Source organism: Arthrobacter sp. P1_D4 (genome assembly GCF_056406115.1).
On sequence record NZ_JBFUAU010000032.1, the window covers coordinates 1 to 12301 of the forward strand.

Consider the following 12301-nt stretch of genomic DNA (forward strand, 5'->3'; position numbering starts at 1 on the left):
GGAACCTCCAGACGTTCAAATGTGGCTCTACCAGTCCACACCCGCACCAGAATGCGGAACAGACCGTGGGCCGGCAACCCACGAATCTCTTTGAACCCGGGGTTCCAGTCCTACTTCAGGCAACCACCACACTTCATATTGTCTAGGGCTGCGATGGAGTCAGGGTGCTCGACATCAACCCACCAACCTGCGTTATCCAGGCTGAGCTGGTAGGTGCTGCGCCGGTCGCGCCAGTGCCGCGGCAGGCAACCCATCTTGACCTGGTTGCCCCAGTCGTCTTTGACGCCCTTGACGCAGTCCTCCAGGGTCATCCCCATGAAGTCGGCTCCTTTTGCATCGGGTGCTTGGCGTCAAGCTTCAAGGTGTAGCCGGACAGCACCTCCGCGAAGGCGATCTCGTCATTGTCGGAAATGTAGACCGTGGAGCCGGGAGTGTCATAGCGGCTCCAGCCTGCCGGCTCATCACCGCTCAGGCGCCCGCGGATCCAAGGCACCGCGGTTGGTGGTGGTAACCCTGCGGCCGGACCGGAAGTCATCCAGGACCCAGAGCGGATCTAATGCTGCTTCGCTATTCGACTGAAGCTGAGCGTAGCCTCATGGACCGGACGTTGGGCAATCCCGAGCATGTATCGTCGGCAACGGTGGTCGAATTGTTGGAAGCCGTGAAGAACGAGATGATCCTGTCCCCTAACTCCGAGCGTGATGCGGCCCTTGCCTCGGTGACAACCATGCAACGCGAAGCGCCTTTCAGTCGTTTCCACGGCAAAATGTGGTTCCCGTTCAAGCTGCGATTGCTGTGCTAAGTGGGCTCAAGTCTGATTGACATTCCCACCCCGCCGGCAGCAGGAACGCCAAGATCCCAACCGGCGTGTCGCGCCAGGCAGGTCCCCCGTTGCGCAGGCCTCCCAGCGGGCTGACCCCGTTTGGTTGCCGTACCTATTTTGCCCGGCAGGTGGCCGGAGTATCGTGGTGCGGAGCTGGCCGGGCCGGTCCCGTCCGGCCAGGCAGCAAGCAGTGCTCACAGCGCGTCCATTGGCGATCGCCTAGGAGTGGCCATGACTTCGCCCAGCGTCCCTATACCGCAGCCCCCCACGAGGCCGGTGGTCGGCAATTTGCCGGACATCGACTCCAGCAAGGGAATCCTGGGAATAGTCGAGCTGGCGGAGCGGTACGGCCCCATAGTCCGCATCCAGTTCTTCAACCGCAGTATCGTCGCCATCTCTTCCCAGCAGCTCGTCAACGAGGTGTGCGATGAGTCCCGGTTCGGCAAAGTGCTGGGCGTTGCCCTGCGGCAGGTGAGGCAGTTCGCCGGCGACGGCCTGTTCACCGCAGATACACAGGAACCCAACTGGCAAAAGGCACACCGGATCCTGATGCCGGCGTTCGGGCCTGCAGCGCTGAAGCGGATGTTCGCCGGCATGGACGACATCGTCGAGCAGCTGCTGCTCAAGTGGGAGAGGCTGGGCCCCACGGCGCGGATCGACATTCCGGACAGCACCACCCGCCTGACGCTGGACACCATCGCCCTGTGCTCGTTCAACTACCGGTTCAACAGCCTCTACCGGGAGGAGATGCACCCGTTCGTCGGCGCCATGGTCCGCGCCTTGGTTGAATCCGGGGACCGGGCGCGCAGGCTCCCAGTGCAGAACAAGATCATGCTGCGCAGGCGGCACCAGCTCGAGGAAGACCATGCCCTGATGTTCGAGGTCGCCGAACAGATCATCAGCGACCGGCGGCGCAACCCCAGCCCGCCGGGCAGCGAAGACATCCTGGACACCATGCTCAGCGCGGCGGACCCGGTGACCGGTGAGCGTTTATCCGATGAAAACATCCGCTATCAGATGGTCACATTCCTGATTGCCGGGCACGAGACTACCAGCGGCTTGCTGTCCTTTACACTCTACGAACTGCTGCGCCATCCGGGCGTCCTGGCCAAGGCGCGCGCACAAGTGGACGAGGTCCTTGGCACCGAAAGCGCCAGGTTCGAGCACCTGCCCCGGCTGGGGTACCTGGACCAGATCCTTAAGGAAACGCTTCGGCTGTGGCCTACCGCCCCGGCGTTCAACGTGACTCCTTACGAGGACACGACGCTCGGCGGCCGCTACGAAGTCCCCGCGGGCCAGCCCATCATGATCCTGATCCCGCAACTGCATCGGGACAAGGCGGCCTGGGGCGAGGACGCCGGCATCTTTGACCCTGAGCGGTTCTCCCCGGAACGGGCCGCCGAAATCCCCGCCAATGCCTGGAAGCCCTTCGGCAACGGGCAGCGCTCCTGCATCGGCCGGGGATTTGCCCTGCAGGAGGCCATGCTCTTCCTGGCCAAGCTCCTGCAGCGCTTCGAGGTCACGGCGGCGGACCCGGGCTATGAGCTGCAGATCAAACACACGCTGACCATGAAGCCTGAAGGGCTGTTCATCCACGTGCGCAGGCGGGACGTCACCATCGCGGCCAGCCCCCGGGCCGACGTCGAACAGGCACGGCAGGCCGAAGCCGCAGCGGCGGCCGCCGCGCCCAACGGCGTCCCGATCCGGGTGCTCTACGGTTCCAATGCAGGCACGTCCAAGGACTTCGCCCAGCGCCTCGCCAACGACGCCGGACGGCGCGGCTACAGCCCCACCATCGGTCCGCTCGACGAGGCGGCCGGCGGGCTGCCCACGGAGGGTCTCGTCGCGATCGTGACGTCCTCCTACGAGGGGCAGCCGCCGGACAACGCCCGAAAATTCGTGGCCTGGACCGAGGGCCTGCGGCCGGGCGCCCTCGCCGGGGTGCGGTACACGGTCTTCGGCAACGGCAATAAGGACTGGGCGCGAACGTACCAGGAGGTCCCCAAGGCCATCGACGCCCGGCTCGAGGCAGCCGGTGCCACGCGGATCTATGCCCGGGGCGAGGCCAACGCCCGCGGCGACTTCTTCGGCGATTTCGACGAGTGGTACGCGGGATTCTGGCCCGCGGTGGACGCCGCCCTGGGGCAGCGGACCAGCCCGCCGACAGCGCAGCCCGAGCTGGAACTGCAGTTTGTCGGGAACGTCCGGGATCCGATGCTGCGCCAGAACGGGCTGGCGCTGGGCACCGTCGTCGCGAACCGGGAACTGGTCGATCTGGCCAAGCCCGGCGCCCGGTCCAAGCGGCATGTCGAGATCGCCCTGCCCGAGGGGATGAGCTACCGGACCGGGGATTATCTGGCCGTGCTGCCCCTGAATCCCAGCGAACTCGTGCAGCGGGCCCTGGCCCGTTTCAACCTCGATTACGACTCGCACGTCCAGCTGGCCATGGAGCGCGGGGACACCTTCCTGCCCACGGGCGCGCCGGTGGCCGTGGGCGAACTGCTGAGCAGCTACGTGGAGCTCGCAGTCCCCGCCACCCGCACCCAGCTCGAGGACCTGGCGGATGTCGCGGCCGATCCTGCCCACCGCGCCGAACTTGAGGCCCTGGCCCAGGACCGCGGGCGGTACGCGGCCGAGGTCCTCGACAAGCGCGTTTCCCTCCTTGACCTGCTGGAGACGTATCCGTCATGCCAGCTGTCGTTCACCTCGTTCCTGCAACTGCTGACCCAGCTGACCCCCCGGCGGTACTCCATCTCCTCGTCCCCGCTCTGGAGCCCCGACCACGTGACCCTGACCTTCGCCGTCATCCAGGCTCCGGCGTGGTCCGGCCGCGGGGTCTTCGAAGGGGCCTCGTCCACCTACCTCGCCCAGGCCAGGCCCGGGTCAAGGGTCGCGGTTACTGTCCGCCCCTCGAACGCGGCCTTCCACCCGCCGCCCTCCCTGGCGGTCCCGCTCATCATGGTCTGCGCGGGGACGGGGCTAGCCCCCTTCCGCGGGTTCGTCCAGGACCGGGCGCTGCGGGCCGAGGCCGAGGAGACGACGCCGGCACCTGCCCTCCTGTTCTTCGGCTGCCGCGCCCCGGACACCGACTTCCTCTACCGCTCGGAACTCGCGTCGTGGGCGGACCAAGCCAACCTCGATCTGCGGCCGGCCTTTTCCACCGCACCCGAGGACGGCCTGAAATACGTCCAGGACAGGCTCTGGGCAGACCGGGCCGACGTCGTCGAGCTGGTCCGGCAGGGCGCCACGGTCTATGTCTGCGGCGACGGCAAGCACATGGCGCCGCAGGTAAGGGACACGTGCGCCCTCATTTACCAGGAAGCGACCGGCGCCTCCAAGGCGGATGCCGAGGCCTGGATGGATGAAGTGGAGCGCACCCACGGCAGGTACGTGGCCGACATCTTCACCTGAGGCCGGCCGGTGCCGCCTAGCGGTGGTTGAACTCCGGCTGCCGCTTCTCGGTGAAGGCGGCCATGCCTTCCTTCTGGTCCTCCGTGGCGAACAGCGAGTGGAACACGCGCCGTTCAAACAGCACGCCCTGGGCAAGCCCGGTCTCAAACGCGGCGTTCACCGCTTCCTTGGCCACCATCGCCACCGGCTTGGATTTGGACGCGATCACCTCGGCGGCCTTCAGCGCCTCCTCGACGACGTCCGCGGCGGGGACCACCCGGGACACGAGGCCCGCGCGTTCGGCCTCCTCGGCGTCCATGAAGCGGCCGGTCAGGATCATGTCCATCGCCTTGGACTTGCCCACTGCCCGGGTCAGGCGCTGCGAGCCGCCCATGCCGGGGAGCACGCCAAGGTTGATTTCCGGCTGGCCGAACTTGGCGTTGTCCCCGGCGATGATGAAGTCGCACATCATCGCCAGCTCGCAGCCGCCGCCGAGCGCAAAGCCGGACACGGCTGCCACGACGGGGATGCGGAGCCGGGTGAAGTCTTCCCAGCCGCGGAACCAGTCCGCCGCGTACATGTCCATGTAGCCCTTGGACTGCATTTCCTTGATGTCCGCGCCGGCCGCAAAGGCCTTCGCCGAACCGGTCACCACCACGGCACCGACCCCCGGGTCCGCGTCCATCCCGGCGACTGCCTTCACCAGCTCGTCCATCGTGGCCTTGTTCAGGGCATTGAGGGCCTCGGGCCGGTTGAGCGTCACGAGGCCCACGCGGCCGCGGCGCTCCACCAGGATGTTTGCGTACTGTTCCGTCATGGGTGGTCCCCTTAGGTGGTGCTGGTCTGGTTCTGGTTCTGATGTTGCGCGTTGGCTTCGGTCCGAAAACTAGTGCCCGGCCGTGCCTGCCTCGGATTTGCCTGCTTCCGACTTTTCCCGGATGTCGGTGATGATGCCGGAGAAGTCCCGGCCGGCACCGCCTTCCGCGGCAAACGTATCGTAAATTTCGGCCGCGAGCGGCCCGAGCCGGGCCGCGACGCCGGTGCTCTGCAACGCGTTGAGGGCCAGGTTGAGGTCCTTGGCCATGAGCGCCCCGGCGAAGCCCGGCTGGTAGTCCCGGTTGGCGGGGCTCGTCGGGACCGGACCGGGCACCGGGCAATTGGTGGTCAGCGCCCAGCACTGTCCCGAGGCGGCGGAAGCGACGTCGAACAGCGCCTGGTGGGTCAGGCCGAGCTTCTCGCCCAGCACAAAGGCCTCACTGACGGCGATCATCGAGACGCCCAGGATCATGTTGTTGCAGATCTTGGCCGCCTGGCCGGCACCGTGCGCGCCGCAGTGGACGACCCGCTTGCCCATGACTTCCAGCAGGGGTTTGACGGCCTCGAAGTCCTCGGGAAGGGCACCGACCATGAAAGTGAGCGTGCCGGCTTCGGCGCCCACCACGCCTCCGGACACGGGGGCGTCGACGGCGCGGTGGCCGGCCGCGACCGCGAGTTCTGCGGCCTCGCGGGCCTCGTCCACGTTGATGGTGGAGCAATCCAGGAACATGGTGCCCGGGGCGGCGGCTTCGAGCAGGCCGGGCGCACCGCCGGCACCGCGGTAGGCGTCAAGGAGGTGCTTGCCGCTGGGCAGCATGGTCAGCACGACGGCGGCGCCCGCCACCGCCTCGACAGCCGTCCCGGCAGTGGGAATGCCGTGCTCCCGGGCGGCGTCCAGGGCCGCCGGCACGACGTCGAAGCCGGTCACCCGGTAGCCGGCCTTGACCAGGTTGACGGCCATGGGGCCGCCCATGTGGCCCAGGCCGAGGAAGGCGATGGTGCCGGTAACCGGGGCTCCTGCGTCAGACATGGTTCTTCTCCTTGTTCTTCTCCGCGTTCTTCTCCTTCGGAGAGAGTTTTAGTTCGCGCCCGCCCAGCGGGGCGAAGTAGGCCGCGACGTCCGTCCCGGTGACCTCGGCGAGGGTGGCGGGTTTCCAGCGGGGATTGCGGTCTTTGTCCACCACCTGGGCGCGGATGCCTTCGCGGAAGTCCGGGCCGTCGAGGAAGCGCAGGCCGACGCGGTACTCCTGCTCCAGCGCCTGCTCCAGGCTCAGGCCGCGGACCCGGCGCAGGGATTCCAGCGCCACCTTGACCGCCGTCGGCGACTTGGCCTCGATGGTGTCCGCGGCTGCGGCGGCCTCCCCGGCCGCCTCTCCACCAAAGGCCCGCAGCCGGCGCAGGATTTCCCCGGCGTCGTCGCTGGAGTAGCAGGCGTCGATCCATTCCTGCTGTGCGGCCAGGGCTGAAGCCGGTGCCGGTTCGGCAAATCGGGCGACGGCGGCCTCCGCCTCCTCGGTTTCGAGCGCTGCCGCCAGGTCCGGCAAACGGCCGGAGGGCACGAAGCAGTCGGCGAGGCCCAGGAACAGCGCGTCCGCGCCGCTCAGATGGGCTCCGGTCAGGGCCGCATGGGTGCCGGTCTCCCCCGGCGAGCCGGCGAGCAGCAGGGTGCCGCCGACGTCGGGAACAAACCCGATCGTCGTTTCGGGCATGCCCGTGCGGGTGCGTTCGGTGACGATCCGCACGGAGCCGTGGGCCGAGATCCCCACGCCGCCGCCCAGCACCAGCCCGTCCATGAACGCGACGTACGGCTTGGGGTATTCGGAGATGAGCAGGTTCAGCCGGTACTCGACCGCCCAGAAGTCCGCGGTGGCGTCCCCGCCGTCGAGCATGTCCCGGTAGATGGCCACGATGTCCCCGCCGGCGCAGAGGCCCCGGTCCCCGGCGCCGCGGACCAGTACCGCGGCCACGGCGTCGTCGTCGGCCCAGAGCGTGAGCTGTTCGAGCATCGCGGCGGCCATGCCGGCCGTCAGGGCGTTGACGGCCGCGGGCCGGTTGAGCGTCACGACGCCGAGGCGGCCGCGCCGTTCAAACGTCACTTCCCCGGCCAAGGGTTCGCCGGCCGCTGCTCCACTGTCCGCCACCCGCGCAGCCTCCGCCCCCATCAGCTGCCTTCCGGCATGATGAAGCTGGCGCCCTGGCGGATACCGGACGGCCAGCGGCTGGTGACCGTCTTGGTCTTCGTGTAGAAGCGGAAGGCGTCGGCCCCGTGCTGGTTGAGGTCGCCGAATCCGGACGCCTTCCAGCCGCCGAAGGTGTAGTACGCAATCGGCACGGGGATGGGGACGTTGATGCCCACCATGCCCACCTGGACCCGGCTGGCGAAGTCGCGGGCGGCGTCGCCGTCGCGGGTGAAAATGGCCACGCCGTTGCCGAACTCGTGTTCGCTGCAGAGCCGCAGGGCCTCATCGTAGTCTTCGGCGCGGAGCACGCTGAGGACCGGGCCGAAGATTTCCTCCTTGTAGATCTTCATGTCCTTCGTGACGTTGTCGAACAGCGTGGGTCCGACCCAGAAGCCGCCGTCGTAGCCTTCCACCTTCAGGCCGCGGCCATCGGTGACCAGGCTGGCGCCTTCCTCGACGCCGGAGGCGATGTAGCCTTCGATCCGGTCCTTTGCGGAGGCCGCCACCACCGGGCCGAAATCGGAATCCTTGGCGAGGCTGTGGCCGACCTTGAGGCCGGCGATCCGCTCCTGCAGTTTCTCCACGAGGACGTCCGCGGTCTTCCGGCCCACCGGAACGGCCACCGAGATCGCCATGCAGCGCTCGCCCGCGGAGCCGAAGCCTGCCCCGATCAGGGCGTCCGCGGCCATGTCCAGGTCCGCGTCGGGCATGATCACCATGTGGTTCTTGGCGCCGCCGAAGCACTGCGCGCGCTTGCCGTTCGCCGCAGCGGTGGCGTAGATGTACTGGGCAATGGGCGTGGAGCCGACGAACCCGATGGCCTGGACCCGGGGATCCTCCAGCAGCGCGTCCACCGCTTCCTTGTCCCCGTTGACGACGTTGAAGACGCCGTCGGGGAGGCCCGCCTCGGTGAAGAGCTCGGCGAGGCGCAGCGGCACGGAGGGGTCACGTTCGGAGGGCTTGAGGATAAAAGCGTTGCCGGCGGCGAGAGCCGGCCCGGACTTCCAGAGCGGGATCATGGCCGGGAAGTTGAACGGCGTGATGCCGGCAACGACGCCGAGGGGCTGGCGCATCGAGTGCACGTCGACGCCGGTTCCGGCGTTGTCCGAGAACTCGCCCTTGAGCAGGTGCGGGGCGCCGGCGGCGAATTCGACCACTTCGATGCCGCGCTGGATGTCACCCTTGGCGTCCGGGAAGGTCTTGCCGTGCTCGGAGGACAGCAGGGTGGCGAGTTCGTCCATGTGCTCGTTGACCAGGTCCACGAACTTGAGCAGGATCCGGCCGCGGCGCTGCGGATTCATCGCGGCCCATTCCACCTGCCCCTTTTCGGCGCTGGCGATCACGTTGCGCACCTCCTCGGTGCTGGCCAGCGGCAGCCGGGCCTGGACCTCGCCGGTGCAGGGATCATAGACGTCGCTGAACCGGCCGGAGGTACCCTCAACCCGCTGCCCGTCAATGTAATGGGATAGTTCTCGAACCATGACCGAATGCTCCTTTGCATGTGACCTAGATCATCTCTTCAGCCGAATATACTCGGACTTCCTACTAATTTCCAGAGGACGGAGCCGGCCGGCGGCTTCGTCCGGTGGCCAAGTTCGGTAAGTTAGGGACTGTGAAGATTGCTACCTGGAATGTGAACTCGCTCCGTGCCCGCGCCGACCGTGTAGAGTCCTGGCTTCAGCGCACGGACTGCGACGTCCTGGCCATCCAGGAAACCAAATGCAAGGACGAGAACTTCCCCTGGGAGCTCTTCGAGAACATGGGCTACGAGGTGGCGCACTTCGGCCTGAGCCAGTGGAACGGCGTCGCGATCGCCTCCCGGGTGGGACTCGACGACGTCGAACGCACCTTCCTGGACCAGCCCGTGTTCGGCAAGAGCGGCAAGGACGCCGTGCAGGAAGCCCGCGCCATCGGCGCCACGTGCGGCGGCGTCCGGGTCTGGAGCCTCTATGTCCCGAACGGCCGCGCCCTCGACGATGAGCACATGCCCTACAAGCTCAACTGGCTGGACATCCTGAAAACCCACGCCGGCACCTGGGTCAAGGAGGACCCCCAGGCGCAGATCGCGCTGATGGGCGATTTCAATATCGCGCCGCAGGACGATGACGTCTGGGACATCGACTTCTTCCGCGCCAACGCCATGACCCACGTCAGTGAACCTGAGCGGGCCGCCTTCCACGCCTTCGAGGAGGCCGGCTTCCAGGATGTCGTCCGCCCGTACACCCCGGGGCCCGGCGTCTACACCTACTGGGATTACACGCAGCTCCGCTTCCCGAAAAAGGAGGGTATGCGGATCGACTTCATCCTCGGCTCCCCGGCCCTGGCGGCACGGGTCACCGGTGCGATGATCGACCGCGAGGAACGCAAGGGCAAGGGCGCCTCGGACCATGCCCCGGTGATTGCGGAACTGGCGGACTAATGGCTGCCGGCCAGGGAAGCGTCGTGATCCAATGACGGGGAGCATCTACCACGGACAGTCCGGGCTGCCGTTCTCTTCCGCGCTCCGGATCTACGAGCCCCTCGAGGCGTTCCCCGAACAGCAACGGAAGACCCTGGAGGCCGCCGGCGCCGGCCAGGCGTCCCGCGCCGCTGTGGAGAACGCCGAGCTGCTGGCGTCCCTGGGCCGCATCACCCGGCCCGACGGGGATCCGTTTCCCACCGGCCGGACCGATCTGGTGCGCGTTGTCGCGGTCCCGGCCAGGCGGGCCCCGTCCGGCGCAACGCTCGACGCCGTCAAGTCCGGGACAGCGGCCGCCCCGCAGCCCGACCGGTTGCTGTACTGCCCCAGCCAGCTGGTCCTCCGCGCCGGGCTGGCCGCCAATGCCCTGATGGAAGGCATCCACGGGCCCCTGGCCCAGCTGCTGATCCCGGAAGAACAGCGGGACAAACACCAGGAACGCATTGATGAGGTGCGCGCCCACGATGGCCTGAGCCGGGTCCACACCAGGGCGTCCACGTGGGGCATTCCGTTCAGCTGGTTCTGCCTTTTCCAGGAATCGGATCCCACCGACGTCGTCGAAGCCGACGGCCACATTGTGACGGTCCGCATCCGCGCCGGCATCGGCAACGCGCTGGAGCGGGTGAGCTACGCGGTGGCGCACCTGGCCCTCGCCGCGCCCGATCTCGACATGCTTGAGGATTTGACCCAGCTCACGGAATGGCTCGAGCTCTTCCACCCGGACTCGGCAGTGGAACTCGACTACGGCGGGGTGGCTGACAAGGTTTATCCGGATGATTCGCCGCTGGACGTACGCCTCGGCATCGAGTGCCTGGCGGAGGGGGACATGACCGGCGCCGCCGCGGCCTACCGCCGGCTGGCCTCGCGTTGGGTGCCAATCCGCCAGCTGGCCCGCGCGTCCTAGCCCGGCCCGACGCCGCTAGCGGAGCCGCGCGGACTGGCGCAGCGGCGGCGCCGTCGTCGTCCGGATAATCAGCCGGTGCGGCGCCACAGCCGACTGCACGGAGCCGGAAATGCCGTCGAGCTCGTCCAGCAGCATTTTGGTGCCGAGTTCGGCCTGCTGGTCCGGGCGCTGCCCGACTGTGGTCAGGCCCATGGCCTCGGCGAAGTCGTGGTCGTCGATGCCGATGACCGAGAGGTCCTCCGGGACGCGCACACCGGCTTTGTTGGCCTCGAAGATGATGCCCATGGCCATCTCATCGGAGGCGCAGAAGATTGCTGTGGGCTTGGGACCGTCGGCGGCCCAAAGGCGGCGGAATGCCTCCTGACCGCTGCGCACGGTGAAGTCCCCCCAGAGGTCCCATTCGGCCCGGACGGGCAGCCGCGCCTCGCCCATGATGTCGTGGAAAGCCTGGATCCGGACCCTGGGGACGTCGAAGTTGAGGTCGGTTTCGTCGTCGCCGTGCAGGAGCGCGATGTCCGTGTGGCCCAGCCCGATCAGGTGGCGCACTGCAGTGGCGGCCGCGGCGTAGTCGTCGATGCCGATGTAGGGGCACTCCTCGACGTGGCCTCCCACCACCACCAGCGGGATGTCGATTTTCTGCAGATGCTCGATTTCCTCGTGGGTGAGCGCCATGCAGAGGACCAGCAGGGCGTCGATCTGCTTGTAGACCATGGTCTTGCTGAAGAGCCGCTCACGGTGGCTGCCGTGGCCGCCGAGGTTGAAGAGGGAAAGGTTGTACTGCCGTGAGTGCAGTTCCCGGTCGGCGCCCTCGATGGCCTTGGAGAAGAACCAGCGGCTGACGAACGGGGCCAGCACGCCGATGGTTTTGGTCCGGCCCGTCGCCAGGCCGGACGCCGAGGACGACGCGACGTAGCCCAACGATTCGGCGATGCCGAGGATCTTCTCGCGGGTTGCCGGGGAAACGCGGGGCAGTCCCCGGACGGCCCGGGATACGGTGGCCGTTGACACGCCCGCAGCGGCGGCGACATCCTCAATGCTGACACCCGAGTGGCCGCCGCGCTGCGCCCGTTCCGTCCGTGCCACCTGTGCCCCCTAATTAACGGTCCGTGGAAGCCTGGCGGCTGCCCGCAGACGTGTTTCGCCCGCCTCCCCCCGGCGGCTGAATAATCCTGCCCCGCTGCTGTCCGGCTGCCTAGCCGCGCCGGCTGGCCGTCCGGCGCGGCAAACGCCGGCGCAGCCGGATCATCCCGTAGAGGGCCAGCAGCATGGCGAGCAGGCCCAGGGCCCAGAAGAGGGCCGGCTGGGCGGTCACTTCCATCCAGACAGTGACCACCAGCAGCACCACGGCCCAAAAGCCGAGGAACCCGATGATGATGTCGAAGTCCTCGCCGGAGCGCACCTTTCGACGCGTCGCCGGCACGTGGCCCTGGTTCTGCTCGTCAGTCATCACGCCTCAGTCACTTAACCGCGCCGGCCGTGAGGCCCGCGACAATCTTACGCTGGAACACCAGCACCAGGATGACCAAGGGAATGGTCACGATGGTTCCCGCAGCCATGATCGCGGTGTACGGAATCTGGTTCGGCTGCGCACCGGCGAAGCTTGCAATGGCCACTGTGACCGGCTGCGTTGCGTCGGACGAGAGCTGGCTGGCGATCAGGAATTCATTCCACGAGGAGATGAAGGCCAGGATGGCGGTCGTGAAGATGGCCGGTGCGGCCAGCGGCATGAT

General features: G+C 67.5%; 13 protein-coding genes. 4 read left to right on the forward strand and 9 right to left on the reverse strand.

The genetic code is table 11. The features are described from left to right. Positions 1-110: 110 nt before the first annotated feature. Positions 111-317, reverse strand: coding sequence for a hypothetical protein (locus AC1D0A_RS21655; protein WP_476942633.1), 207 nt, complete (start codon positions 315-317; stop codon positions 111-113). Further along, positions 308-493, reverse strand: a complete 186-nt coding sequence (locus AC1D0A_RS21660) for a hypothetical protein (protein WP_476946809.1) — start codon at positions 491-493, stop codon at positions 308-310. The genes AC1D0A_RS21655 and AC1D0A_RS21660 overlap by 10 nt, the downstream gene beginning before the upstream one ends. Positions 494-595: 102 nt before the next feature. Between AC1D0A_RS21660 and AC1D0A_RS21665 the strand changes: the two genes are divergently transcribed. Together AC1D0A_RS21665 and AC1D0A_RS21670 are read left to right on the forward strand one after the other, a co-directional pair. Continuing rightward, the gene (locus AC1D0A_RS21665; RefSeq protein WP_243181383.1) at positions 596-802 is read left to right on the forward strand and encodes a hypothetical protein; all 207 of its coding nucleotides are present in this window, start codon (positions 596-598) and stop codon (positions 800-802) included. Between the two features lie 252 nt (positions 803-1054). Continuing rightward, positions 1055-4234, forward strand: a complete 3180-nt coding sequence (locus tag AC1D0A_RS21670; protein WP_476946810.1) for a bifunctional cytochrome P450/NADPH--P450 reductase — start codon at positions 1055-1057, stop codon at positions 4232-4234. A gap of 16 nt (positions 4235-4250) precedes the next feature. Here AC1D0A_RS21670 and AC1D0A_RS21675 read toward each other — a convergent pair whose 3' ends face one another. The 4 genes from AC1D0A_RS21675 to AC1D0A_RS21690 form a co-directional block, all read right to left on the reverse strand. Further along, positions 4251-5030 carry an enoyl-CoA hydratase gene (locus AC1D0A_RS21675; protein ID WP_223914579.1) on the reverse strand — a complete coding sequence of 260 codons (780 nt, stop codon included), beginning with the start codon at positions 5028-5030 and terminating at the stop codon, positions 4251-4253. A 69-nt stretch (positions 5031-5099) separates the two neighbouring features. Continuing rightward, positions 5100-6059: a 3-hydroxyisobutyrate dehydrogenase gene (gene mmsB, locus AC1D0A_RS21680; protein ID WP_476946811.1), complete on the reverse strand. Its 960-nt coding sequence runs from the start codon at positions 6057-6059 to the stop codon at positions 5100-5102. Then, positions 6052-7191 carry an enoyl-CoA hydratase/isomerase family protein gene (locus tag AC1D0A_RS21685; protein WP_476946812.1) on the reverse strand — a complete coding sequence of 380 codons (1140 nt, stop codon included), beginning with the start codon at positions 7189-7191 and terminating at the stop codon, positions 6052-6054. The genes mmsB and AC1D0A_RS21685 overlap by 8 nt, the downstream gene beginning before the upstream one ends. Then, positions 7191-8690, reverse strand: a complete 1500-nt coding sequence (locus tag AC1D0A_RS21690) for a CoA-acylating methylmalonate-semialdehyde dehydrogenase (RefSeq protein ID WP_028277451.1) — start codon at positions 8688-8690, stop codon at positions 7191-7193. The genes AC1D0A_RS21685 and AC1D0A_RS21690 overlap by 1 nt, the downstream gene beginning before the upstream one ends. Before the next feature lie 131 nt (positions 8691-8821). Here AC1D0A_RS21690 and AC1D0A_RS21695 point away from each other — a divergent pair, with 131 nt between their 5' ends. Both AC1D0A_RS21695 and AC1D0A_RS21700 read left to right on the forward strand, forming a co-directional pair. After that, entirely contained in the window at positions 8822-9628 is an 807-nt protein-coding gene (locus AC1D0A_RS21695) for an exodeoxyribonuclease III (RefSeq protein WP_476942639.1), read from the forward strand. 31 nt (positions 9629-9659) lie between these two features. After that, positions 9660-10571, forward strand: coding sequence for a DUF8083 family protein (locus AC1D0A_RS21700; RefSeq protein WP_243181377.1), 912 nt, complete (start codon positions 9660-9662; stop codon positions 10569-10571). A gap of 15 nt (positions 10572-10586) precedes the next feature. Here the strand turns inward: AC1D0A_RS21700 and AC1D0A_RS21705 are convergent, their stop codons facing one another. From AC1D0A_RS21705 to AC1D0A_RS21715, 3 genes are all read right to left on the reverse strand, one after another. After that, the gene (locus tag AC1D0A_RS21705) at positions 10587-11654 is read right to left on the reverse strand and encodes a LacI family DNA-binding transcriptional regulator (protein WP_459383682.1); all 1068 of its coding nucleotides are present in this window, start codon (positions 11652-11654) and stop codon (positions 10587-10589) included. A gap of 109 nt (positions 11655-11763) precedes the next feature. Further along, on the reverse strand, positions 11764-12018 hold the full coding sequence (locus tag AC1D0A_RS21710; protein ID WP_243181375.1) for a hypothetical protein: 255 nt from the start codon (positions 12016-12018) through the stop codon (positions 11764-11766). 10 nt (positions 12019-12028) lie between these two features. Beyond that, positions 12029-12301, reverse strand: a 273-nt coding sequence (locus AC1D0A_RS21715; RefSeq protein WP_476945906.1) for an ABC transporter permease subunit, incomplete at its 5' end; no start/stop codon positions are given.